This is a genomic window from Peribacillus sp. Aquil_B1 (assembly GCF_022603275.1).
Taxonomy (GTDB): Bacteria; Bacillota; Bacilli; order Bacillales; family DSM-1321; genus Peribacillus.
Map to the genome: position 1 here is coordinate 2,182,921 of NZ_JAKXEE010000001.1, position 24,773 is coordinate 2,207,693.

20 protein-coding genes are annotated in these 24,773 nt (G+C 39.7%); 8 read left to right on the top strand and 12 right to left on the bottom strand.

The genetic code is table 11. The features are described from left to right. Positions 1 to 101: 101 nt before the first annotated feature. The 5 genes from MPH60_RS10745 to MPH60_RS10765 all read right to left on the bottom strand — a co-directional run bounded on the left by MPH60_RS10745 (position 102) and on the right by MPH60_RS10765 (position 5,332). Positions 102 to 1,244, bottom strand: coding sequence for an acyl-CoA dehydrogenase (locus MPH60_RS10745; protein WP_241588688.1), 1,143 nt, complete (start codon positions 1,242 to 1,244; stop codon positions 102 to 104). Between the two features lie 60 nt (positions 1,245 to 1,304). After that, entirely contained in the window at positions 1,305 to 1,916 is a 612-nt protein-coding gene (locus MPH60_RS10750) for a TetR/AcrR family transcriptional regulator (protein ID WP_336275360.1), read from the bottom strand. A gap of 209 nt (positions 1,917 to 2,125) precedes the next feature. Further along, positions 2,126 to 2,881, bottom strand: a complete 756-nt coding sequence (locus MPH60_RS10755) for a hypothetical protein (protein WP_241588690.1) — start codon at positions 2,879 to 2,881, stop codon at positions 2,126 to 2,128. A gap of 27 nt (positions 2,882 to 2,908) precedes the next feature. Continuing rightward, positions 2,909 to 3,955 (bottom strand): cytochrome d ubiquinol oxidase subunit II, encoded by a 1,047-nt coding sequence (locus MPH60_RS10760; RefSeq protein WP_241588691.1) that lies wholly within the window; start codon positions 3,953 to 3,955, stop codon positions 2,909 to 2,911. Positions 3,956 to 3,970: 15 nt separating this feature from the next. Further along, on the bottom strand, positions 3,971 to 5,332 hold the full coding sequence (locus MPH60_RS10765; protein WP_241588692.1) for a cytochrome ubiquinol oxidase subunit I: 1,362 nt from the start codon (positions 5,330 to 5,332) through the stop codon (positions 3,971 to 3,973). Between the two features lie 360 nt (positions 5,333 to 5,692). Between MPH60_RS10765 and MPH60_RS10770 the strand changes: the two genes are divergently transcribed. Further along, on the top strand, positions 5,693 to 7,141 hold the full coding sequence (locus tag MPH60_RS10770; protein ID WP_405390740.1) for a flavin monoamine oxidase family protein: 1,449 nt from the start codon (positions 5,693 to 5,695) through the stop codon (positions 7,139 to 7,141). Positions 7,142 to 7,234: 93 nt separating this feature from the next. Here the strand turns inward: MPH60_RS10770 and MPH60_RS10775 are convergent, their stop codons facing one another. The 3 genes from MPH60_RS10775 to MPH60_RS10785 are packed head-to-tail and all read right to left on the bottom strand — an operon-like array spanning position 7,235 to position 10,864. Beyond that, entirely contained in the window at positions 7,235 to 8,347 is a 1,113-nt protein-coding gene (locus MPH60_RS10775; protein WP_241588694.1) for a Ger(x)C family spore germination protein, read from the bottom strand. Then, complete coding sequence (locus MPH60_RS10780) at positions 8,344 to 9,438, bottom strand: GerAB/ArcD/ProY family transporter (protein ID WP_241588695.1); 1,095 nt, start codon at positions 9,436 to 9,438, stop codon at positions 8,344 to 8,346. Before MPH60_RS10780 ends, MPH60_RS10775 begins: the two co-directional genes overlap by 4 nt. Next, complete coding sequence (locus MPH60_RS10785) at positions 9,410 to 10,864, bottom strand: spore germination protein (protein WP_241588696.1); 1,455 nt, start codon at positions 10,862 to 10,864, stop codon at positions 9,410 to 9,412. The genes MPH60_RS10780 and MPH60_RS10785 overlap by 29 nt, the downstream gene beginning before the upstream one ends. A 277-nt stretch (positions 10,865 to 11,141) precedes the next feature. Between MPH60_RS10785 and MPH60_RS10790 the strand changes: the two genes are divergently transcribed. The 4 genes from MPH60_RS10790 (at position 11,142) to MPH60_RS10805 (ending at position 15,593) form a co-directional block, all read left to right on the top strand. Further along, positions 11,142 to 12,599, top strand: a complete 1,458-nt coding sequence (locus tag MPH60_RS10790; protein ID WP_336275361.1) for a spore germination protein — start codon at positions 11,142 to 11,144, stop codon at positions 12,597 to 12,599. Between the two features lie 18 nt (positions 12,600 to 12,617). Continuing rightward, positions 12,618 to 13,709: a GerAB/ArcD/ProY family transporter gene (locus MPH60_RS10795; RefSeq protein WP_241588698.1), complete on the top strand. Its 1,092-nt coding sequence runs from the start codon at positions 12,618 to 12,620 to the stop codon at positions 13,707 to 13,709. Further along, complete coding sequence (locus MPH60_RS10800) at positions 13,706 to 14,791, top strand: Ger(x)C family spore germination protein (RefSeq protein ID WP_241588699.1); 1,086 nt, start codon at positions 13,706 to 13,708, stop codon at positions 14,789 to 14,791. The genes MPH60_RS10795 and MPH60_RS10800 overlap by 4 nt, the downstream gene beginning before the upstream one ends. Positions 14,792 to 15,041: 250 nt before the next feature. Next, a complete protein-coding gene (locus MPH60_RS10805; RefSeq protein ID WP_241588700.1) occupies positions 15,042 to 15,593 on the top strand; it encodes a Rid family hydrolase in 552 nt (183 codons plus the stop codon). A gap of 157 nt (positions 15,594 to 15,750) precedes the next feature. Here the strand turns inward: MPH60_RS10805 and cysI are convergent, their stop codons facing one another. After that, positions 15,751 to 17,469 (bottom strand): assimilatory sulfite reductase (NADPH) hemoprotein subunit, encoded by a 1,719-nt coding sequence (cysI, locus tag MPH60_RS10810; protein ID WP_241588701.1) that lies wholly within the window; start codon positions 17,467 to 17,469, stop codon positions 15,751 to 15,753. Positions 17,470 to 17,495: 26 nt separating this feature from the next. Next, positions 17,496 to 19,310: an assimilatory sulfite reductase (NADPH) flavoprotein subunit gene (locus MPH60_RS10815; protein ID WP_241588702.1), complete on the bottom strand. Its 1,815-nt coding sequence runs from the start codon at positions 19,308 to 19,310 to the stop codon at positions 17,496 to 17,498. Positions 19,311 to 19,640: 330 nt separating this feature from the next. Here MPH60_RS10815 and MPH60_RS10820 point away from each other — a divergent pair, with 330 nt between their 5' ends. Both MPH60_RS10820 and MPH60_RS10825 read left to right on the top strand, forming a co-directional pair. Then, the gene (locus MPH60_RS10820; RefSeq protein WP_241588703.1) at positions 19,641 to 20,549 is read left to right on the top strand and encodes a LysR family transcriptional regulator; all 909 of its coding nucleotides are present in this window, start codon (positions 19,641 to 19,643) and stop codon (positions 20,547 to 20,549) included. Between the two features lie 228 nt (positions 20,550 to 20,777). Further along, entirely contained in the window at positions 20,778 to 21,092 is a 315-nt protein-coding gene (locus tag MPH60_RS10825; protein ID WP_241588704.1) for an iron-sulfur cluster biosynthesis family protein, read from the top strand. Between the two features lie 243 nt (positions 21,093 to 21,335). Here the strand turns inward: MPH60_RS10825 and sigH are convergent, their stop codons facing one another. After that, positions 21,336 to 21,986: an RNA polymerase sporulation sigma factor SigH gene (sigH, locus tag MPH60_RS10830; protein WP_241588705.1), complete on the bottom strand. Its 651-nt coding sequence runs from the start codon at positions 21,984 to 21,986 to the stop codon at positions 21,336 to 21,338. Between the two features lie 619 nt (positions 21,987 to 22,605). Continuing rightward, the gene (locus MPH60_RS10835; RefSeq protein ID WP_241588706.1) at positions 22,606 to 23,109 is read right to left on the bottom strand and encodes a DinB family protein; all 504 of its coding nucleotides are present in this window, start codon (positions 23,107 to 23,109) and stop codon (positions 22,606 to 22,608) included. Between the two features lie 438 nt (positions 23,110 to 23,547). Here MPH60_RS10835 and MPH60_RS10840 point away from each other — a divergent pair, with 438 nt between their 5' ends. Beyond that, positions 23,548 to 24,411 carry a MerR family transcriptional regulator gene (locus MPH60_RS10840; protein WP_241588707.1) on the top strand — a complete coding sequence of 288 codons (864 nt, stop codon included), beginning with the start codon at positions 23,548 to 23,550 and terminating at the stop codon, positions 24,409 to 24,411. Positions 24,412 to 24,773 lie beyond the last annotated feature (362 nt).

Sequence of the window (24,773 nt, forward strand, 5' to 3'; positions counted from 1 at the left end):
TCAAATAAAAGTAAGAATGGACGCGTTTTGCTGTATAGATAACATCTGCTTTTCACCAAAATGAACCAAAGCATCATCGTTCATTTTACGTTCCATAAAGATTAACAGCCTAATTGTCTGGCGATAACGAGTCTTTGAATTTCGGATGTGCCTTCACCAATCTCCAATAACTTGGCATCTCTTAAATAGCGCTCCACCTCATATTCGCGCATGTAACCAGATCCGCCGTGTATTTGAATCGCTTGATTGCTGGCCCTGAACGCGGTTTCACTTGCAAAAAGCTTGGCGTATGCCGCTTCCTTTGCAAAAGGTTTTTTATTGTCTTTTAACCATGCAGCCTTATATACCATATTCCTCGCCAATTCAATTTCCATCGCCATGTCTGCCAGCTTGAATTGAATGGCCTGGAAGTTTGATATCGATTTACCGAATTGAATGCGCTCTTTTGAAAAAGCTAAAGCTTTATCAAAGGCAGCCTGAGCGATACCGACGGCCAAAGCTGCAATGGAAATCCTACCTCCATCAAGCGTGAATAAGAATTGTTTGAACCCTTTGTCCGGATCTCCCAATAAATTTTCCTTTGGCACCCGGACATTATCCAGAATGATTTCACAAGTATTGGAAGCTCGAACGCCCATTTTTTCATAATTGCTATTGATCGTAAGCCCTTGGGTATCGGTTGGCACGATGAATGCCGAAATGATATTCTTGCCCTTGGAATCTTTGCCCGATACAGCTGTGACGGTAACCGTCCTTGAATAGCTGGCATTTGTAATCCAAGTTTTCTCGCCATTGATCACATACTCATCACCTTCCAACACGGCAGTGGTTCTAGTGCCGCCAGCATCGGAACCCGCATTAGGCTCTGTCAACCCGAAAGCTGCCAGAGTCTCACCGGTCGTGATTGGAACCAGGTATTTTTGCTTCTGTTCTTCGGTTCCAAAATAGTAAATTGGACTTGCCCCGAGCGAAACGGCTGCTGCATAACTTAAACCGGTTCCCCCGCATGCCTTCCCAACCTCTTCAACTGCAATGGCATACGAAATCGTATCTCCGCCCGAACCGCCATATTCATCAGGAAACGGAATCCCAAGCAATCCGAGTTTCCCCATTTTTTTAAATACATCCTCCGCAAACATGGACTTTGCATCCAACTCAATCGCAATGGGTTTAATTTCCTTTTCGGCAAATTCCCTAACCATTTCCTTAATCATTTGCTGTTCTTTTGTAAGTGAAAAATCCATATATTCATTCCCCTTTCTATTGAGACCGACTAGTTGGTCTGTGCAAATCAAGTTTATTGTTTAATCCACAACAACTTTGTTCTTCAGTAAAAATGGCTGGGTGATTTCCGCTTCTTTTTGTTTATCTATCAATAGGGCATTCAGAATTAAATCCACGTAAATATCACCGATTTCATCAATCGTTTTTCCACCGTCCCTTTTGTACCATTTGTAGGACCAGTTCACCATGCCAAGAATTGACATTCCGGTAATTTCCACTGGCAATTCGCTGCGGAATACCCCCTTGTCAATACCTTCTTTGATAACGGAAAATATGATTTCTTTATACATTTGACGCTTGTTTTTGATTGCTTTAACATAGGGCGGTTTTAAGTAAATGCTTTCTTGATAGAAAACTGAGATGTGTGGTTTATAGAGGTCAAAAACTTTAACAAATGATTGAATGATCTTTTGCATTTTTTCTGTTGGATGGGTACTTTCTGAGATGGCTTCCTGTGCTTTTGTTAAAACATATGAAATAAAGTAATCATGGATGACAAATAAAAGTTCATCTTTGGAAGAGAAATGGTGATAAAAACCACCCTTGCTAGTTCCGCAAGCCTTAACGATTTCGTTAACGGAGACACCATGAAAACCATGCTGATCGAAGAGCGTCAACGATGTTTCAATTATTTTTTCTTTTAACTCCGTAAGACTGCACCTCCTTCTTGTATCCGCTTACATTTAACAACATAAAGAGATGTGGTTATGTAGTTAACTGGATTTATTTAGATTTTACCAAATATTTAAAAATTGTCAATTTTTAATTATCTACAAAAAAACAGCCCTCATAATCAAGAGCTGTCACTTACTTTATTTAATAATGCATGTGATACATATTGTCATTCACTGCCCTTGACCGGTTTAACCTGTGCTTTTACAAGCTGCCATCCATTGTCATACTTCCATACTGATTTGATCTTCAAAATCGGAGCACGTCCATCGGACCCTTTTACGTTTTGGACTCCCATAAGTCCTTTTCCTTTTCCAAAAACGCTCTTGGGGTCCAGTGAAGAGTATGGATCAACCAAAAGCTCTGTCGGTTCATTTAGTTTTCCATTTCGATAAATGCCCAATTCATCATACACTTGTTTTCTGGAACTAACATCTATCACCACAGGCTTTTGACCTTCGATAATGATTTCCGCTTTGTATCCGTCAAGAAATTGTGCGATTACTGGGACGGATGGAGGGACTTCCAGTTCCTTCACTTTTCCGTCCTTAAACGCATAGGCGTAACTGGATATCAACCGCTCTCTGCCTTCTTTCAAAACCGTGACCAATACATCCTGGACTCCATCATTATTCAAGTCGGCCACCTTTAGATCTGGAGTATACCCAGCTTCAAGCGGGACGCTGATTGTACGGCGATTGCTTTCCACACTTAACTCAATTTTCTTCAGAAACTTGCTTCCTTCCTCAAATGGCAGTCCCTGAACCTGGATGATGTCTATTTTCTGGTCACCTGTTACATCTCTTTTTGTTGATATATATGTGCCATCTACCTGAAAATTTTTATCATGCGCTTCAACCGCTTGATAGCTCAAAAATAGTGAGATGACTAAAACCGCATATTTTAGCAGATCTAACTTTTTCATAGTGATAACCTCTCTTTTCAAAGATGACTAATTTGACATTTGCCGCCGCTTGAACTTTCGACGCTGATCTTTCATGAAGATGGACCAGAAATAATAGAACCCTGGCACTAATATCGCAAAGCCCACGATATATGTGGCAAACACGGCCCGGAATGAGGTTGGATCGGTAAATCCTGAAAGAATCGTGACATTTGGATAGATGATATAAGGTAAATGTGCGATACCATAAACATAACTGCCGATTAAATACTGAATGATAATCGCTATTACAGCGATTCGAGGCATTCCTTTTACCTCTTGCTTAGAAAAATAGGGTAAGTACAGTGCTATCCCGCTAACGATGAAAAAAATGAGCGAGATGAATAATAATGCAGAGTTTTTCATCATTCCTTGGTAAATCCAATTCGCTTCGTTTCTTAACGTAAGCATAACCAACAGAGCCATGACTAACATAAGCGGGCCCGTTATCATCGCATCCCTGCGATATATTTTGTATGCTTTCATTTCATCGGCCTGTTTTGAGTAATCGGATAGGAGCAAAGATGATAAAAAAAGGGTGCTCATAATTCCGAACCCCACAAATGCATACTCATTTGGACTCGTGAAAAGTTTAGATAGATTCAATTCTTCATTTCCTCTCACGCCTTCGACAAATCCAAGGTGGGTGATTGGCAATACGCTGATTAATAGCCCGGGTATGATCAACCCCGTCAATCCTGAAATATACGTTAACGCTTTTTCATATTTGTCTACGCTATGAGAGAAAACCAAGAAAGCACTCCTAATACATAGCAGGACAAGTATCAGGCTCGCGGGTACGATCAAGGCTACCCCTATCGGGAAAACAGCACCTGGAAATAAACTGTAAATCGCAATCACAAGACCAACGACAAAAGTATTGGTCACTTCCCAAGTTGGTGATAAATAGCTATTTGCGATTTTGGTAGCATTCGTTTCTTCCTTTTTAATGTAAGTCATTGCCCAGAAGCCAGCGCCAAAATCCATAGAGGCCATGATGGCATAAAGAAAAATAAACCCCCAGACCAGTGTTATTGCAAGAAGAGCATCACTCATTCGCCTTCCCCCCTTTTATGAATTCGAATCGAAAAGCCTTACATCTTTCTGTTCGGCTTTATATATATCATCCATCACGGAATGACGTTTGAAATAATACAAAAGTGTAAACACGACCGAAACGCATAAAATGATATATACAATAATGAACATCGTGAATAAAAATCCAAGGTTTTCGTACGAAGTGACTGAATCCTCCGTGGTCAGCATCCTATATATCGTCCATGGCTGTCTGCCTGTACAAGCAAAAATCCAACCGCATTCAATTGAAATCACCGAAAGCGGTCCTGACGCAACAAACAGCCAAAGAATCCATTTCGGATATGTCTCCTTTTTCAGCCATTTATTCCATACTAATGCAAACAGTGCTAAGGCGATTAAGCCGGAACCGATGATGACCATGGCGTTGAATAAGATATGGACATAAAGCGGGGGCCAATACTCTTCTGGAAAATCGTTCAAGCCGGTCACTACCGTATCAAAGCTATTACCGGATAGAAAGCTTAATAACCATGGGAATTCAATCCCATACTTCACTTCCTGGGCTTCCCTATCGGTATAACCAAACAAGGTAAGTCCGGCATGGTCCTTTGTTTCAAACAACCCTTCTGCAGCCGCCAGTTTCTCCGGCTGTTCCCTATATAAATGCTGTGTAGTCGCATGACCGTTCAATGCCGTCAAAAAAGAAAAAACTAAACCCAATACAATACTGAGCCTCAGTGCTTTTTGGTGAAAATTAAATTCAGCAGTGCCATATTTATTTTTCAGCATCTTATAGGCTGCAACGGACGCTACGACAAAAGCGCCTGTAGTATAAGCAGTCAGGGCTGTATGTCCTGCCGTCACCAAGAAACTTGGATTGAAAAATGCCGCCCAAGGATCGACATCGACGATCTCCCCATTTTCAAACCGAAACCCCGCCGGTGTCCCCTCAAAAGCATGGACATTCGAAATCAATACAGCCGAAGCCAATGCTCCGAATGCAACAAAGAATAAACTGACGATTCGGGCCCATGGCTTAATTTTTTCAGCAGCATACACGTAGATTGACATGAACAGCGCTTCAACCATGAATGCATATATCTCGATCTGGAATGGAAGCGCCATGACACGTCCAATCACTTCCATGAACCCAGGCCATAATAGTGACAGCTGCACACCAGCAATCGTCCCAGTCGGAATGCCGACCCCAAGTAAAACTCCTAATGTTTTCGTCCAGCGTTTAGCCATGACGACATACTGTAAATCCTTTGTCCTTTGATACATCAATTCCGCTGCCAACATCATCATCGGCAACCCGACGCCAATCGTTGCAAATATGATATGTACAGCCATATTCGTCCCGAACATCGCACGGGCCATTTGTATATGATCCATACTGTCTTCCTTTCTAACGTTTGTCTCTTGGTAGTATCTCCTCTGTAAAGGAAAATATTTAATAATATTCCACAAACTAAGTTTTCATAGGTTTTAACAGAAGGTCAGCATTCACTTAATGATGTTTTTTGTTAATGGTTTATTTAATATTCTATCGAGGTTATTTTTGATATATATATTGAGTGGATTTCTTACCATGTCCTAAAAATTTTACTATCCACTAACATGACAAATTATTGAAGATCCTTCATAAATGGTCACCCCATAGGAATAAGATAGCGTAAATCCCATATAGAAGGTGTAACAAGAGAGGAGAAAAACACTTTGTCCCTTTTCAAAGATCCGTTATCACCCGAGCAAATGCTTGCTGTTATCAGAAATGGCCTTGGGCCTTCTCCAATCCCCAAAAAAATCATTATCATTGGTGCCGGCATGTCTGGGTTGGTTGCAGCATCGCTTTTAAAACAAGCGGGGCACGAAGTAACGATATTGGAAGCAACCGGGCGGGTCGGAGGGCGTGTTTTGACCATACGGGAACCATTTTCAGAAGGTTCCTACCTTGAAGCCGGTGCCATGCGCATTCCGAATTATCATTATTTAGTTGCGGAATACATCAAGAAGTATGGTTTACGAGTCAACACCTTTGTGAATGCGACTCCTAATGACCCCATTTATGCCAATGGAATCAAGACGACCGCTGCCATATATCAACGAAACCCGGATATACTGAGGTACCCTGTAGCTCCCCATGAAAGGGGTAAAACAGCTGAAGAATTACTCAACATGGCAATTAAGCCTGTGACTGACTTCATCATTCAAAACCCACGTAGAAATTGGGAAATAGTCATTAAAGAGTTTGATAAATACTCCATGAGCTTCTTTTTGCAGTACAATCCAGTCGGAATCAGCCTTTCGACAGGGGCGATTGAAAGCATCAAAGTCCTGATGGGTTTAGAAGGATTCCCGGAACTTTCTTTTCCGGCCATACTTCGGGAGCTTATGCCGCTCTTTAATCCAGACGTGAATTTTTTTGCAATCGAAGGTGGAAACGACCGGCTTCCATATGCTTTTCTACCGGAATTGAAGGAAAATCTTAACTTCCGATATGAAGTGACAAAGATCATCCAACATGATAATCAAGTCACCATCCATTCCAAACATACTCAAAGCCAAAACCCCTTAACGGTTACCGGTGACCTTGCCATCGTGACGATTCCTCTTCAATTGCTGCAATTTATGGATATTGAACCCCGGAATTCCTTTTCTCATAATAAGTGGAAGGCAATAAGGGAACTTCATTATGCCGCTTCCACAAAAATTGGTCTTCAGTTCACGCATAGGTTTTGGGAAAAGGAAGGTATCTTCGGCGGTAAATTGACGACCGATTTACCTATAAGATTTTCTTATTACCCCAGCCAAACGAGTAACCAGAGTGAATCCGGTCTCATCTTAGCAAGTTACACATGGGAAGATGATGCCACTTTATGGGATATACTTCCTGAAAATGATCGTTTACAACACGCATTGAAAAATTTAGCAACGGTCCATGGAAAACAAGTATATGATCATTTTTTATCAGGAGCTTCTTATAGCTGGACACTGAATCAGTATGCATACGGCGCTTTCTCCATGTTTAAACCTGGTCAGGAGACGGACTTGTTTCCATACATCCCAACTCCTGAAGGAAGGGTCCACTTCGCTGGTGAGCATACATCAACCGTACCTGCTTGGATTGAAGGAGCCATTCAATCCGGCATCAGGGTTGCACATGAAGTGACGAATCTGCCAAGAACGTTCGGTGCGCCTTGAATGGACCTTTTCTTTGAATAATAAATGATCGATAATTTAAGTCCATTGACAAAAAAACCTTCCCATTTGGAAGGTTTTTTCACTTATGATCATTCACTTTATCCCTCCTTTTGAACCGAAGTCTACGATCCTTATGTCCACTTCATAATTAATATCAGCTTTACTGAAAACTTCGTCCCATTTCTGCTTATTTTTCTCCCAATACTTTGGATGCTGATTTTGCACATAACGATATAATCCTGCTACCCCTGTTTTATAATCATGCTGTAATTTGTATACGATTTTCTCGACATCTTTCTTCACTTCATCCTCAGCAACACGCTCAACATCTTTTAGATAGCCTTCCTTAAATGAGTTTTCCTTACCATACCAATCTTCCGAAAGTCTTCCTGTGTAACCGACCTGAATATTGATCGTCAAATGATCACCGTTCAATTCCGTCGTGATTTTCCTCCTTATCCTATTGATCACTTCAACACTTAAAGGCTCACCGTGTTGGACGGCTTCAATTATTCCGCCCTTTACCTCTCCGTTTAACCAATTTAATGCAGCTATATCTTCGTCATTCATGACCCCGACCAACTTTGAATTGTTGATCACCCCTGCACCCTCCAAAATTAATTTCCCACCCCTAATATCAACGGCCTGAATGGCAAAGCTTCCATCTGACTGCAAATTTGAGGATGCTTTGCCTAGTGTTAAAGGCGGAAGTATCTTATTCGTTCTGTTCTCATTATCTTTCAATTCATAGATTACATTCGAGGGGATTTCCCCATCTTCGGATCGTCCCAATATTTCTTTCGTCGGTCTCTTTGTTAAATAAACATGACAGCTTCTCCTTGTATTATTATCACGTATCGACTGGTTAATGATCGCTTCCATCGGGAATTTCTTTAATACATCTTCATTAATAAGGATGATACGCTGATGATTGGTTAAAACCGTATTGGTTATGAGTAACGAGTCCCTTATTGCTTCATGCAGCGTTTTAGCACTGACGGAAACATTTTTATATTTTAATTGAGCTTGATTTTCCTGAACACTATTTCCTGGAGGCACCAGAATTTGCTGAGTTAACATGATTTCGTCTTTCTTTTTGCTTTTATCGATTCCCACTCCAACGACAAGCGATAATTCTTCTATATTTACACTGTCCCAACAGCCTGTAAGTAAAGGAATAAGCAAAATCAACCATAATCTTTTCATCCGCTTCTTCTACTCCTTTTCACTTGAACGATTACGAATGTGATAATGGGCAAGCCAATCAATATAACCGGAAATAGATATCCCAGCAAATCGCTCATTTTAAAGATGTCGATTGTATTTTTAGGAAATTTGGCCAGAAAAAAAACGACGGGAACCAGTACAATGAGATTAGTCGTATATGAATTGTTAAAAATTTTCGTCAGTCCTTCTGCTGCGAAGTAATAGTAAATAGCATGTGTTAAAAAAAACTGAAGAATCCAGGTTATTAAGAGAAATAGCTCCATACGTTCTAAAAATATGCCTGTTACTTCATAGGACTGGATAAAGGAAATGGTTGGCCACGTAACTGCTTTGACTTCCGGGACAGTCAGTGTAGCCACTACCAATACATATGTAATCACATATAAAATCAGCGGTATGAAAAAACCGATTAAAACGCCGCTTTTTATTTTGTTTTGATTTTTAACGACGCCAAACAAAAAGATGAAAAGTTCTATTCCAAAAAAAGACAAAGTTCCGGATCCCATTCCTTTCATGACAGGAAGAAATCCTTTCGCAAGAACAGGCTGGAGGTTTTTTATCTCGACTACTCTGAGACTGAACAAATAAATGAGCAAGACGATGACTATTGTCAAAGGAAGAAAGAAAACACACGCCTTTGCTATGGCTTTAATTTTTCCTGTCAAAAGATGCACACCCGCTAAAATCATGGTAAGTATCACGATCTCAACCGGGGTTTCCTCCAACAAATAAAACCGGACCATCTCACTCATCGCAAGAACTTCAAAGCTGGCCACGCCTATAAAGTACACGACTACGATCATTCCAATAAGTTTGGAGAGCCACTTTCCATAGGCCTCCTCCATGTATGTATAATAGTTAGCCACCTTATGTTTTTTTAACAGAACAACCAATAAGCATATCAAAAGGGCAATAGCGATCCCATTAAAAATCAAGACGATCCATCCATCGGTCGAATGGATTTTTTCCGTTATCGTCCTAGGAAGGGTCAGCATTCCAATTCCTAGCATGCTGCAAGAAATGATCGCAGCCAATTCGCCACTAAGAATTTTGCCGTCGGATTGACTCAAAAGAATTCCCCCCTTTTTTCCGCTTCGGTAACCGTAGGAACGCATCCTTCCAAGTCTTTTTACCGATAAAATCCATTGGTTGAAAATAAGGTTCTTGAAAGCTGGTCAATTTTGACAAATGGCTGATAACGATGATAAAGAATAATGTTGTACCGTATAAACCTAAAACGGCGGCAAAAATCATCGCCCCGAATCTTAAAGCCCTAAACGCCAGTCCAAAGCTATATTGTGGTACCGTAAAGGAGGTAATCGTCGTGATCGAAACGATTATGACCATCAGGGAACTAACAATATTCGCTTGAACGGCTGCTTGTCCAATAATGACACCGCCCACCAATCCAACCGTTTGACCAATCGGTGATGGGAGCCGAATACCTGCTTCACGAAGCAGTTCAATCGTTACTTCCATGATGATAGCTTCAACAAACGGCGGAAATGGCACGTTCTCCCTTGTACCCGCGATCGTCATCGCTAATTCTGTCGGCAGCATTCCAGGGTTGAACGATACCAGGGAAATATAAATCCCTGAAAGAAATACGGTAATAAATAAAGAAATGTAGCGAAGTACACGCAAAAAAGATCCTGCAACCCATCTTTCATAATAATCATCCGGTGACTGAAGCAGCATCGTTATCGTCGTAGGTGCCATTAGCGCAAATGGCGAGCCGTCAACCATGATGACCACCCTGCCCTCCTGCAGTGCAGCCAATACTTTATCCGGACGCTCCGTATTCTGGATCTGCGGGAAAGGGGTTAACGCTGTATCTTCAATTAATTCCTCAAGCATCCCCGAGTCTTGAAGATCAGTAGCTTTCACTTCATTTATCCGTTTATTCACTTCTTTCAATAAAGAATCGCTCGCTTTTCCTTCATAATAGATCAACGCAACTTCCCGTTTTTCCATCGTCCCGAACTTCTGTTGTTTGACGATAAGGTTGGGATGATTTGAATATTGCCTTATCAAGCCGATATTTTCCTGGAGACTTTCGATAAAACCAAGCTTCGGTCCACGGACAACCCTCTCTGTCGAAGGCTCGCCCAGTGTGCGAACTTTTTCCTTTTCCAGATTCAAGACATAACCATTTGCCATTCCCTCTATAAATAAAAGCGTTTTTCCGTCAAAAATATACTCTTTAGCTGTTTCATACGTTTCAACATCCTGTTCCCTGACTGAACAGATTTTGGAAATGACCAGCTGCTCGATTGAAACCGGATGCCTGGATTCAACCTGGGCAGCCGATAAATCTAGGACTATCTCATTGAATGCAGGGTAATCCATCGTTCCATTGACAAATACAAATAATCCCGAAACTTCATAACCGGGAATGAATATTTGTTTAAAAACTACATCATCCTGCATATTCAATTCAGATTTCAATTTTTCCAGTTTTTGATCCAATTTAATATGCAAGGGTTTACTTTTCATGGTGAACTCCTTTGATTACATGAGTTTTTATTGTATCAGTTTCCTCTATTTTCAAGTTTTTTATGCGAAGAGGAAATGGGTCACTATTTAAACCAAGGTTTTTTTTGAAATCCCCTTATAAAGCGAGCAACATTAACATCCAAAATGGTTAATTTGTAATTAAATTGCAAATGCTAGGATAATAAGTTTTAGTGCAGAGGTGACAACATTGTTTAACCGCAGAACATTCAAAAAAAAGCCAAATCAACCAAACGAAAAAAATGATGAATTACATACGATTTCGGAAGTAAGGGATCTATTCAATACCCTATCTTCATCCACTGATTTCATTAACCATCAAGGAACATTTAATGGCATAGGCTATTGGGTCTCTTTTTATCGCTCTTTGATCGATGCACAGGTACTTCATGAAAGTGTTCTTTCTGTCATACCTACTCTGGAAACGATAAATTTGGAGCAAATAAAAGAAAACGTTCCTATTGAAAATACACTGATCACCAGTACCAAAGTTGTAATTGAAGATAGAATCATGAGAGGAGAAATTGCACTTCGTTTAGATGGAAATCTTGATGAATGCCTATTAATCAATGTTGCGGCCCAACAAGGAAGACAAGTTGAGAAACCTGAACTTGAATTTGGAATCATAAGTGCTCAAGAAGCATTTGTCGAGGATCTTGATATCAATCTGAATTTAGTCAGAAAAAGACTTCCTGTCCCTGGATTGCAAGTATGTGAAATGACTGTGGGATACTTGTCTAAAACGAAAGTGGCAGTTTTATCGATAGAAGGAATCGTTGATCAGGAAAATGTTGATAATGTTATCCAAAGGATCAATGACGTAGAGTTTGATGAAATATTGGACGGGTCCTATCTCGCACAAATGCTATATGATAATTCAAATACCTTGTTTCCCCTTTTTCTAAATACGGAAAGGCCTGATCGCATCGCAAGTGCATTGGCTGAAGGTAAAGTAGCCCTGTTAATCGATAGGTCGTCTTCTGCACTTATTACTCCAACCATTTTGTTGGAATACTTTATCACGATGGAAGATTATAATATGCCGTGGATTCCGGCATCTGCTTTCCGTTTATTAAGGATCTTCGCGGTCGCTTTTTCCATATTTGCCACTCCCATTTATGTAGCCGTGCTGACCTATCATTATGAACTGATTCCTAAAGATCTTTTGGAAACGATCGTCACTTCAAGGAACTTAATACCTTTTCAGCCATTGATCGAAGCATTATTCCTGGAGATTTCCATTGAGTTATTACGTGAAGCGGCTGCCAGGCTGCCAACAAAGGTAGGTCAGACATTAGGTATCGTCGGCGGTATCGTTATCGGTCAAGCAGCCGTTGTAGCTGGTTTGACCAGTAATATCTTATTGATCATCGTTGCCCTCTCGGCATTGGCATCATTTGTTACTCCCATTTATAAAATGGGGAATGCCATTCGGCTGCTGCGGTTCCCCTTCTTAATCGGGGCCCAAATTTGGGGGCTGCTGGGCATTACCATAGCAGCCGTGTTTTTGATGACCCACCTTATCAAATTAACGTCAATGGGACACCCATACCTCGAACCGATATACCCATTTCGCATGCAAGATTGGAAAGACAGCTTTGTTCGGCTTCCTTTTAATCTTTTCAAATCGCGGCCTGTAAATTTACGTCCAGATGATATATCCAGACAGCCACAGCCAAAAAAAGCAAGAATCAAAAAAAATGATTTTAATGAATGATCTAAATGAGGGTCCTATATGAACCAAGCTGGAGTTAATGAAAAGTATAAAGTATCACCGTTCTATGTGTTTTTTTTAGTGCATGCCATGCAAACAGGAGTAGGCGTTTTGAGTTTTCAAAGAGTTTTAGCGAAGTCAACGGGAACGGATGGCTGGATCTCGATACTGCTAGCTGGCCTGATCGTTCATATAATGATTTGGGTCATATATAAAATCTTCAGCATCGTTCCTGGTGATATCATTTCTGCAAATAATCAAGCATTTGGAAAATGGATGGGGAATTTCTTCAGTCTATTATTCATTCTTTACTTTTTGATCCTTGGGATGACTGTCATGAATAGCTATATAAATGTCATACATGTATGGATGTTTGAAGAGGTACCATCTTGGGCGTTTTCAGTGGTCTTCCTGGTCTTGATTTATTATATTCATACGGGAGGATTCCGAACCATTACAGGTATTGCCTTTTTAAGCGTCATGTTGACATACTGGCTTTTATTTGTCCTATTCTATGCCATGAAATATTCTGAATTCACCAATTTGCTTCCTGTTTTCCACCACACTCCATTGGATATATTGAAAGGAACCAGAAGCACTTCATTAACGATGCTTGGATTTGAAATGATCCTGATGTATTACCCGTTCATCAAAGATGCTAAAACTTCACAAAAATATGCTCATGGCGGGGCCTTAACGACAACCTTAATGACCGTATTCGTTTATTTGGTTTCACTTGTTTTTTATTCACAAAAACAGTTGGAACTGACTATATGGCCGACACTGTCACTGACCAGCATTGTCGAATTGCCCTTTATCCAGCGATTTGAATACATAGATGTTTCTTGGTGGGCCATCGTAATCATACCTAACATGACCATCGCCTTGTGGGCAGCAACCCGAGCCTTCAAGCGTTTATTCAATGTTCAGCAAAAGTATCCATTATGGGGGATGTCGATTATTATCCTGATTACCAATATATTTGTTTTTGATATCGATTCCCTATATATCTTGAATAAGATAATCGATCCATACGGCGTGCTCTTCCTTATTTTGTACTTGCCTTTTCTTTTGGTCATCATCTATATAAAGAAAATGAGGAAACGTATATGAGAAAATTATTTCTTGTTATCTTGGCTTTCCCCCTCCTTTGCAGCTGCGCCCAGCCAAGGGTGGTTGATGAAGTAAATATGTCCCAGGCCATTGGCTACGATATACTGAAGAATGGTAATGTCGAGGGATTGTTCGTCATCCCCATCTTCCAACAGGACAAAATGGGCAAATATCAAATTTTAACTGGAACATCGACGACAACGAGTGATGTTCAGGCTGTCGTTTCCAAAAAAGCGGATAAGCCGGTATTGCTTGGACAGACACGCATCATTTTATTTAGCGAGAAAATGGTACGTGAAATCGGAATAACAGAACTGACCGATTATCTCTACCGTGAGCCACAACTTGGAAACAGGGTGATTTTGACCATCGTTGAAGGAAAGGTCAAGAATGTCATCAATACGAAACCACCAAATACGAATGTGAATATTGGAATCTATTTATCGGATTTAATCAATCAACAAAATGAAACAGGGAACGGTCCGGATACTAACCTCCATCTTTTTTTAGGAAACGCTCTAGAAACTGGCGGCGATGCGTATCTTCCTTTATTTAAATTGATTAATAATGAAGTTTCGGTTTCTGGAGTGGCTCTGTTTCATGAAGATAAGATGGTCACGAAAGTCCGAACCGGTGATATGTTCATTTTTAAGACATTAGTTCAACATCATAGGCGGGGAATATACAAATTCAAATTAAAAGATAAGAAAAAAAGCGATATCGTAGTGGAAAGTATCCGAAGCGGTTCAAGTTATGAAGTATCCGAATCAGAGAAAAATCCCTCGATTACGATTAAGATCAACATCAAAGGACAAATCAAGGAATCCATGCGAAGTGAAAACCTAACCAATAGAAAGATGATAAAAAAAATTGAAAAGGAAATGGAAGCTGATTTAACCAAGCAAGCAAACCGTCTTATGAAAGATTTTCAGAAAAAATCCCTTGATCCGATAGGCCTGAAGGAAAAATATCACGCCAAAAATAAAAAAATGACCTATGAACAATGGAAAAAGATTTATCCGGTGATGGACATTAATATAGAAACTAAAGTTAACATCATCCAAACTGGGGTTTCAGAATAATAAATGGTCGATGGGCCATTTACTATTCTGAATCTTTATCGCAAAAACTACTTTCATATTAAATGAGTCATAAAGGTGCTTGTGAACAGCTGAGTAATTTAACTGGTTGACTTGGCAGGTGCTTTTGAAAGAGCACGAATTGTGGTTAACCGGATTCATGAAGAATTTTTAAAAGAAGGTAAAGTCCCTTCTAAAGCAGGACTAATTTCATTTACCTATCGTCGTTACATAAATAACAGGAGCTGACTTTATGAAAACACCAATGAAATCGATCATCGCTGCCTCAGTATTAGGTATAAGTTTAAATGCAGGATTCTCTTTTGCTTCCGCAGAAAACGAACAAGATGAATTGAAATCGGATAAAGTGACCTTCTTTGGGTCCCCAACTTCTGCGATTTCCAGTTCCGTTGCTGTACCTCAAAGTTATAACCGGATATTGTTTAGCGGAACAGTGGCTCCTCTTTTAAACAAGGATGGAGAAACGACTTATGAGAGATATGGCAATACAGAAAAGCAGGCAATCGGAATTCTAGAGAAATTAAAAGCAGATTTGAAAACAAAAGGACTTTCTCTCGCTGATGTAACATTTCTACGTGTGTATGTCGCGCCAGATCCAAACAAAGATGGTGCACAAGACTATCAAGGCTGGTTCGATGCCTATGCTCTGTTCTTTAATACGAAAGAAAATCCAGTGAAAACAGCTCGTTCAACAGTAGGTGTTGAAAGTCTCGTTTCGCCGGATTTTCTCATTGAGATTGAAGCAGAAGTAGCCTATAAAAATAACAGCAAGACAAATAAATAGACAATAGGTGTATATGTTCATGATTGAAAATACAAGTGTTCCAGGCACACCGGAAAACCTATGAATGTCCAAGAGACAGGAAGTTATTCCTGTCTCACAGACTGTACAATTTGAACGTTGAGCATACCAAACTTCTATTGTCTCTCGTTTGTTTTAATCAATCATGAAAATTCGTTCCATCCGTCACTTCTTTGACAATGCCTGCATTGATGACGAAGTCGCCGAAATGCTCTCCTTGCTGACGTTCTTTTGCATACCGGGAAAGAAGTACACGCAGCTCTTTTAAAATCTCTTCTTCACCGATGTTTTCACGGTACATTTTACTTAACCGGCTTCCGTCGAATGCCGCACCGAGATACATATTATATTTGCCAGGTGCCTTACCGATAAAACCAATTTCCCCGAGTGCATGCCGGGCACATCCATTCGGACAACCGGTCATGCGAATCGTGATTTCTTCGTTCCTCAGTCCGTTTTCATCAACGATGGTCTCTATTTTATCAAGCAGAACCGGCAAATAACGCTCTGCTTCGGCCATTGCCAACCCGCATGTTGGAAGCGCAACACATGCAATCGAGCTGCGTCGGAGCGCCGAATGATGTGCACCATCCGTCAAACCGTATGTTTCAAGCAATTCTATGATCCTTTTCTTTTTCTGACTAGACACATCTGCAATGATAAGGTTTTGATTGGCTGTCAAACGGAAATCACCTGTATGGATCTTTGCGATTTCGCGCAAACCGGTCATCAGCTTGTAATCATTGATATCGGCAATTCGGCCACCCTCGACAAATAATGTAAAATGCCATTTTCCTTGCATCCCTTTTACCCATCCATAGCGGTCACCATTATTGTCAAAATGATAAGTTCTCTTTTCCTCCAGCTTCCAGCCTAAACGATTTTCCAGTTCAGCCTTTACCGCTTCAAGCCCAAGCCGGTCTACCGTATACTTGAACCGAGCATTTTTCCTTACGGATCGGTTCCCGTAATCTCGCTGAATCGTAATGATTTTTTCAGCCACATCGAGTATTTTGTCTGGCTGGCAAAAGCCGATTACCTTTGCTAGTTGGGGATATGTCGCCTTGTCACCGTGGGTCATTCCCATTCCGCCGCCGATTGCCACATTAAAACCGACAAGGTTACCATTTTCAACAATTGCTATGAAGCCAAGATCCTGGGAGTAAACATCAATGTCATTGGATGGAGGGACGGCTATGCCTATTTTAAACTTCCTTGGCAAATAAAGCTTTCCGTACATTGGTTCGACTTCCTCCACTTCAGGAGTACCAACCACTTTTTCTTCATCTAGCCAGATTTCATGGTACGCCCTTGTACGCGGCAAGAGATAATCACTCAATTTTTTCGACCATTCATATACTTCGGAATGGATTTCGGATTGAAATGGAATCGAATTGCACATTACGTTCCGGTTTACATCTCCGCATGCAGCGATTGTATCCAGCATGGAAGCATGGATTTCCTGTATGGTTTTTTTCATATTCCATTTTAAAATACCATGCATTTGAAACGTCTGTCTTGTTGTCAATTTCAAAGTTCCGTTACCGTATTTCTGAGCGAGGTCATCCATAACAAGCCATTGAGAAGGCTGTGCTACCCCGCCGGCCATGCGGACACGCAACATAAACTGATAGGCAGGCTCCAGTTTTTGTTTTTGACGCTCATTACGCAGATCCCGGTCATCCTGCAAATAGCTGCCGTGATGTTTCATTAATCGATTGTCATCATCCGGAATACCGGCGCTGATGCGATCCTGCATCACTTTTCCAAGTGTACCTCGCAAATAATCGCTTTTTTCTTTAATTTGCTCAACATCACTTGGCGGGCCTTCTGGTGCTTTTAATAGTGTTTTCACCATGTCGTTATCTCCTTTTCATCCAAATTTCAGTACACATCACGTTGATAACGTTTATTCTGTTGCATTTCTTCAAGATAAGCCTTAGCATCAGCATGGCTCACATTACCTTCTTTTTCAATGATCTCAATAAGCGTATTATGGACATCATGTGCCATGTTTTTCTCATCACCACAAATGTATACAGCTGCCCCTTCTTGAAGCCATTCGTATAATTCCGCGCTGTGCTCGCGCATCCGGTTTTGAACATACACTTTTTCATCCGTATCTCGTGAAAAGGCAACATCCATTTTCGTAAGTACACCTGTTTTCAACCACTTTTGCCATTCGGTCTGATAAAGGAAATCCGTCACGAAATGCTGATCGCCGTAAAAGAGCCACGTTTTTCCTTTCGCTTCAGCTTCTTCGCGATCCTGGATAAAGGATCTGAATGGAGCAATGCCCGTTCCCGGTCCAACCATGATAATTGGAGTGTCCGGGTTCTCCGGCTGCTTGAAGTTCTGGTTATGCTGAATGTAAACGGGCAGCGTATCCCCTGGCTGTAATCTGTCCGCACATAAAATGGAGCAGACACCGTTCCTTTCTCGTCCGTGACTTTCATACCGGACAGCTCCGATAGTCAAATGCACTTCATCCGGATATGCGGATAAGCTATTCGCAATCGAATATAGACGGGCTGGCATTTTCCGGAGTATCGATACGAACTCTTGCGCCGATTCACCCCATGAGCCAAAATCACGGACAAAATCAAGCAAATCACGGCCATCACGATATTCTTTTAACCTTTCTTCATTACCAGGCTCTATAAGTTCCTTTAAATCCTCATTACCTGAAAGCTGTGCCGCTTGTTCAATGAGCGATTTTGTCAATACCGTAATCTCAAAATCGGAGATGAGCGATTCCCTAAGCTGTCGAAGCTCTCCCTGCTTATTGACCTGCACGGTTTCTTCAGGGTCCCAATTGAGTTCCGTAAGAAGCATATCGACTAAACCCGAATCATTTTTCGGATAAACACCAAGACTGTCACCAGGTTCAAATGCAAGACCTGAGCCCTCAAGAGATAACTCAAGGTGATGTGTCTCTTTATTGGAGCCACGTCCGTTCAAATTTATATTTTCCAACACTTCCGCCTTAAACGGATTTGTTCTCGAATACGTTTGTTCACCAACAGAAGCTTTTGTTTCGGGAACTGCAGCAGCAGGACTGACTTCCCCTTCACTTAAACTAGAAAGTACTCCTTCCAGCCATTCGCTAGCAGGCTCATCATAATCTAGGTCACAGTCCATTCTCGGAAATAACCGTGTTCCGCCAAGTTCTTCCAAGCGTTTATCGAATTGTTTTCCCGTTTCACAGAAAAACTCATATGAGCTGTCCCCTAGCGCCAATACCGAAAAGCGGAGACCTTCAAGGCTTGGTGCCCTCCTGCCATGAAGGTACTCATGGAAGGACAATGAATTATCCGGCGGATCACCTTCTCCATGCGTGCTAACGGCAATCAGAAGATTTTCGATTTTTTTCAAATTGTTGACTTTAAAGTCACTCATGGATGAAATGGTAACGTGAAAGCCATTACCCTCAAGCTTACTCGCCGCATTTTCTGCCAGCCCTTGAGCATTACCCGTCTGTGAACCAAAAAGAATAGTGACCTCTTTTGATATTGTCTTCCCGCCGCTTTGAGCTTCCAATACAGGGGCGTCGGCTGAACTCGTATTCGAAACTGACAAAGATGCAGTCAGATAACCGCTCAACCAAATTTTTTGTGTTTCTGTCAAGCCCGGCAGCAGGCTGTTAAGGAGCTCTGCCTGCTCTTGATTAAAGGGACTGTTACTTACCTGAAGTTGCACGATTTCCACCTCACAAAGGGATATTAACTTATCTTAGTTGACTATTATGTATAACGAGTGGGTTTAAACATTTTTATATCCATTAATAAATTAATTAACTCGTTTACTCCTATAGACCAAGTCGGTTTTAACTGCAAAAAAAAATGGTCATATAGGTTCATAGCACGCAACAAATAAAAAAATAAGGTTATAAAGGACAATAGCCATCCCCAGCCTATACTCTTCCTAAAATAAGTTTCTCATTAAAACTTTACTGGAAGTCACATCATTAGTAAAATATATATAATTTATTATAACTATTAAGAATATTAATAATAAGGAGAAATTTCTATGTACTATGATGCTCTAAAAACATTCGTGACCCTTGTGGAGGTCAAGAATTTTACAAAAACAGCAGAAATGCTTCTTATGTCCCAACCGAGTGTTAGTTTACATATAAAAAAATTGGAAGAAGAGTTCCAAACGAAATTGTTTCTCCGTTCTCCTAAATTCCTAAAAGTCACCTTGACGGGAGAAATTCTTTATGACCGGGCAAAGCAAATGATCACAATCTATGAACAGACCAGACAAGACATTCAGGAACACGATAGTTCCATCAAAGGCGAATTAAAGATAGGGGCAAGTTTTACAATAGGAGAGTATATCCTTCCTTCTTTACTCATTGACCTTCAAGAGGACTATCCAGAACTTGAACTTCAAGTCGTAATTGGAAACACGGAAGAGATCGTTCAAGCCGTTCGGCTATACAAAGTGGATATTGGTTTAATCGAGGGTCAAACCAATGAAAAAGAGCTTTCTGTTCACCCATTCATGCAAGATGAGCTATTCATTGTGTCTTCTAACAATCATGAACTCGCTAATAAAGCCGAAGCGGAGATTACTGATTTACATGACCAAGCATGGGTAACCAGGGAAGTTGGATCGGGTACTCGTGAATACCTTAACCACGTCATACGTTCCAATGGATTGAAAATTAAATCGATACTCACGATAAGCAGTAATCAAGGAATTAAAGAAACACTTATAAAAAACGGCGCAGGGCTGGCTCTGCTTTCCCGAAGTGTAATTGAAAGGGATGTACAAAATAAAATCCTTTCTATTATTCAGGTAAAAAATGAATCCTTTAACAGGACACTTTCGTACGTCTATTCCCCAATTATGGAAGATAAAAAGAATGTCAAGACTTTTATAACTGAATTAAACAAAAAATGGCCCATGAAAGCAAAGACGATAGGATGATCATTGCGAAGAATGCTGTTTTATTACAGACTGGGAAATCGGGGAGCAGGCTGTTTAACAGGTTGCTTATGTTCACAAAACTTTCTGAGTGAATCCAACTTGTCATTCCTATACACATGAACTTATAAACAATTGGGTATATGAATAACTAGAGGATTCTTCATGGATTGATTTTTGTTTTCCTTGCATAGATAAAAATAATATCAATTTTGTATGGGAGCGGGTTTTATGAATATTGAGATTAAAGAAGCAGCGATTGAACAACTAGTAAAAGTGGATTATAAAGACAATGAAGGTGTTCGTATCGAAGCCATTTATATTGGAAGCTGTTCGATTTATGTGGAACACGAATTGAAAATTGATGAGAAGAACGAAGATGATGAGAGATTCCTAATTGATGGGGTCCCCATCTTAATATCAAGTGAGTCTAAAAAGCATCTTCCGGAAAAAGTCTTTCTTAACTACAGTGATGGACTTGGATACAAATTATATTCAGACGAAGAAACATTGAGATATAATCTCCAGTTGAATAGAGTGAATTGATTTAAAATGAACATAGTAAAAGCCCTTCTGTATCAGTTGGGCTTTTTTGTGTTTATACTGAGGGAATTTATCATAGGCAATTACCTAGAGGGAATTTTATTTTTATTTTTCCATAGGATAGTACTGCACTAATAGCCCCATTACCAGAATCAATGCATTGAACTATTGTTTTTATCCTTTATTACTGAATCGTTTGATGTTGTTGCAAATAATAATGAATGAAAATTTAAAGAATTGTAGTTATTATGCTTCCAACCTCCTGGACTCGAAGTACCGCTCCAACTTTCTTTTTACCCGCTGAAGTGCATTATCAATCGTCTTTTTTGGAACATTCAATTCCTTTGATATTTCAAAATAAGTTTTTCCTTCCAGGTACAAGTCCACAACACTACTTTCCAACTCACTAAGTACTTCCGTTAGAATTATCTCAATATCGCAAATTTCTTCTGATTTAATTAAGATCGTGACTGGGTCATTTTGTCTCTGTTCAGCGATTAGATCAATTAGGCACTGTTCCGACTCCTCTTGATAGATAGGCTTATACAATGAAACATAATTATTTAAGGGAGAATGCTTTTGGCAAATAGCCGCTTTAACAGCTGTTATGATTTGTCTTGTAATGCACAGTTCCGCAAATGATCTGAAAGATGACTTTTTGCAATTCTTGTAGTCCCGAATGGCCTTATATAGTCCAATCATCCCTTCCTGATAGACGTCTTCCTTATCTCCACCCGTTAAAAAATACTTTAAAGCATTTGATTGAACGACACATCTGTATTTTTTGATTAAAAAGTCCAGTGCATCTTCATCACCATTATGGATTTTCCCAACCAATATTACATCTTCCATATGAGCATAGTTTTCCATTCGTTTCTTCTCGATGATTACACTCATTTATTTTCCCCCACTCACTAAGTTGAGTCATGACATATAAGTTGCATTATCACTTCAATGTATTAAAGTACATTCAATATTATAATATCTCAGAAATGACGATAATGATATTCGCAAATAACGACATTTTTCAACAAAATACTGATATTTATAAGTCCTGCACTATATCTATACACTTTCAGTCAGCTTTCATTGATTTGGTTAAGATCTCGTCATTATAGTCGTTTTGTTTAACTCCTTATCATTGAAGGATATAGTTGTGCCGATGGTTGTGGCAATTACCGTGGGGGTTCAGGATACGGAAGCTTAATACTAGTATAATTATAAATAATACGATTAAAGAACTATTCTGCAATACTGGTTTAACATAGCCTATTTAAAGGGAAAGACTGGAATCTATTGCACCTTTTACTTTAATAGTTTTAATCGAAAAAAAGGACATTTAAAATATCTTCTCTAATTAGCAGGTTTCATTTAAACCCTTCTTGGCAAAATAAAAAAGCACCCTTCAAAGGATGCTATAATATATTACTCAATTCGGTTATAAAATTGAGATCTGGGATTTAATTATTCGCAAATGTCCCTTCGTTAAGGTCATTACTTAAGCATGCAAAAGTTATTAAAGTGGTGGACTCTCCACACCTAGATGAATCCAATCTTCTTTTGGCGGTCCATAAACCCCATAAGGTTTTATTCCGGCTTGACGCATCAGAACCGTAACTTGTCCGCGATGATGTACAATATGCTTGATTAGCCCCATAAGGATGGATGCATTTGTTTCCTGTCTTCCAAACGCTTCTTGTATTTGCTCCAGGGATTCGTCCGTCCATTGTTGTTGAATTATTTTGGCTGCGTGAGCACTTACATTTTTAAAAGTGATAGCAATTTCCTGGGCTGAAGATGGAACGTTTTCCGAACTTTCTATCCTGTCTATCTTTAACCCGAAATGAGCTAGATAATCTGGAATATTCGTAGTGAAATGCCACGCAATTCTTCCTAAAGTGCGACCTTTGGGATAAACTTGTTGATCTAAGGAATCATCAGTCAGACCGTCCAAAACATTTTGAGTCAGTATGGCTTCTCTATTCCATTCTTTAATAAAATCAGAAATTGTACTATACATATGATACCTCCCTATTTCGATAGATAATTACTTACTCAAAGCACATTATAAAACATACGTTCCCTCATTACAAATTCCTCATGCAATCCAGTTCATTTTGAAATTAAACTTTTAGGCTTTGACCTCATTGTCTTTACATATAAATTGGCTTCATTTTTGTGCTTCTTGGAGTTTTCGGTTACAAAAAATGTTGAACGATACTTTTGCTTCCTTTAAATACTTCTAAAGAAAACATATTTTTGGTATTTCCATACTTCAAGAATTGTAATGGATAACCCACGCCCATAAAATTACAGACCAATATTCGAATTATACTTGGAAGTTCAATGCTCTACAAATCATCCTACTACTAGCTATACACAACAAGAAACGCTACTTTATAATAAGGGGTATCATTTACAAAATAGATAAATTCAGTGTTGGTTAGGAGATAAAGCCATGCAAAATAAGCTGAGTATAGGTGAAATGGCGAAGTTACGAAGCGTAACGGTAGATACATTGCGGCATTACGATAAAATTGGATTGCTAAAGCCCTATCATATTGACCCTGAAACTGGCTATCGTTATTATTCCATTTCCCAGTATGAAGTTCTCGGAACGATAAAAGAATTAAGGGGAATCGGTCTTTCCTTAGGGGAAATCAAGCAATTTCTTACGAATCGCAATGTCAAAAAGTCGGTTCAATCACTTAAAGAATCAATGGCCAATATACAGGAAGAAATTAAAAAATTGCAAGATATCCATAATATATTGATGACACGATTATACAATATTGAACATTTCACAAACAGTTACAGGAATTCGGATATCGTGATAAAACAATTTGACGAACGGGAATACATCCAGCTAGCCAGGCCTGTAAGTTGGGGGGATACAGAAAATCTGTATCTTGGTTTCTTGGAGCTCGAAAACAGGATTGGCGGAATCATTCCTGCTTTGGCCAGCAATAAATTTGGAGATTTCATCAAGAAAGAGTACTTTGATAAAATCCGTCAGTCATCTGACTGTAACGGTAACCTAAGTGCCTTTCAATCTCAATTATTCATTCTTGTTCAGGATGGAGAGTCAGAGCAACCAACCCAAAAAATTGAAAAAGGGCTATTTTTATGTTCCTATTATGGAGGACTCACAAGGGAGAAAATGCTAACACAGCTAAAAAAGCTACTCCACTATTGCGATACTCATGACTATGTTATTACCGGTGATGCCTTTCGAATCATGCAGGTTGACGTTTCTCTGACTGATCAATATGATGAAGCTTATTATGAAATACAAATTCCGATTCAAGATAAAGTAAACTAGCAATAAACAGCCTTTGAAATGAAAGTATTATCATTTCAGGGCTGTTTTTTTTGTATATTCACTGTTTACTCTGGTGTTAGTCGAGACTTTATAATGGATTTATACATACTGAATGGAGTGATGCTTTCCTAAATGAAATAGCAAGCATTATTTAAAAATAATTTTGTACTAGGAGTGATGCCATTTATTAAAGATTAAAATCAAAAAAGACAATCCGTTTTGATAGTGTTGTTTCGTTTTCCTACTCTGCATTTCCAACTCCTCTATGCGTCCAATTAGAGGAAAAGCACTAAAGAGAAATTATGAAAACGCTTAAATGCCATCCAGCCATGGCAGCTGTTTCGCTCACAAGTAGATACTTT

Bases quoted from the DNA above. Each gene is read 5' to 3' on its own strand.
- MPH60_RS10745 (WP_241588688.1), bottom strand. From the start codon at position 1,244: ATGGATTTTTCACTTACAAAAGAACAGCAAATGATTAAGGAAATGGTT.
- MPH60_RS10755 (WP_241588690.1), bottom strand. From the start codon at position 2,881: ATGAAAAAGTTAGATCTGCTAAAATATGCGGTTTTAGTCATCTCACTA.
- MPH60_RS10760 (WP_241588691.1), bottom strand. From the start codon at position 3,955: ATGAGTGATGCTCTTCTTGCAATAACACTGGTCTGGGGGTTTATTTTT.
- MPH60_RS10765 (WP_241588692.1), bottom strand. From the start codon at position 5,332: ATGGATCATATACAAATGGCCCGTGCGATGTTCGGGACGAATATGGCT.
- MPH60_RS10770 (WP_405390740.1), top strand. From the start codon at position 5,693: ATGCTTGCTGTTATCAGAAATGGCCTTGGGCCTTCTCCAATCCCCAAA.
- MPH60_RS10775 (WP_241588694.1), bottom strand. From the start codon at position 8,347: ATGAAAAGATTATGGTTGATTTTGCTTATTCCTTTACTTACAGGCTGT.
- MPH60_RS10785 (WP_241588696.1), bottom strand. From the start codon at position 10,864: ATGAAAAGTAAACCCTTGCATATTAAATTGGATCAAAAACTGGAAAAA.
- MPH60_RS10795 (WP_241588698.1), top strand. From the start codon at position 12,618: ATGAACCAAGCTGGAGTTAATGAAAAGTATAAAGTATCACCGTTCTAT.
- MPH60_RS10800 (WP_241588699.1), top strand. From the start codon at position 13,706: ATGAGAAAATTATTTCTTGTTATCTTGGCTTTCCCCCTCCTTTGCAGC.
- MPH60_RS10805 (WP_241588700.1), top strand. From the start codon at position 15,042: ATGAAAACACCAATGAAATCGATCATCGCTGCCTCAGTATTAGGTATA.
- cysI (WP_241588701.1), bottom strand. From the start codon at position 17,469: ATGGTGAAAACACTATTAAAAGCACCAGAAGGCCCGCCAAGTGATGTT.
- MPH60_RS10820 (WP_241588703.1), top strand. From the start codon at position 19,641: ATGTACTATGATGCTCTAAAAACATTCGTGACCCTTGTGGAGGTCAAG.
- MPH60_RS10825 (WP_241588704.1), top strand. From the start codon at position 20,778: ATGAATATTGAGATTAAAGAAGCAGCGATTGAACAACTAGTAAAAGTG.
- sigH (WP_241588705.1), bottom strand. From the start codon at position 21,986: ATGAGTGTAATCATCGAGAAGAAACGAATGGAAAACTATGCTCATATG.
- MPH60_RS10835 (WP_241588706.1), bottom strand. From the start codon at position 23,109: ATGTATAGTACAATTTCTGATTTTATTAAAGAATGGAATAGAGAAGCC.
- MPH60_RS10840 (WP_241588707.1), top strand. From the start codon at position 23,548: ATGCAAAATAAGCTGAGTATAGGTGAAATGGCGAAGTTACGAAGCGTA.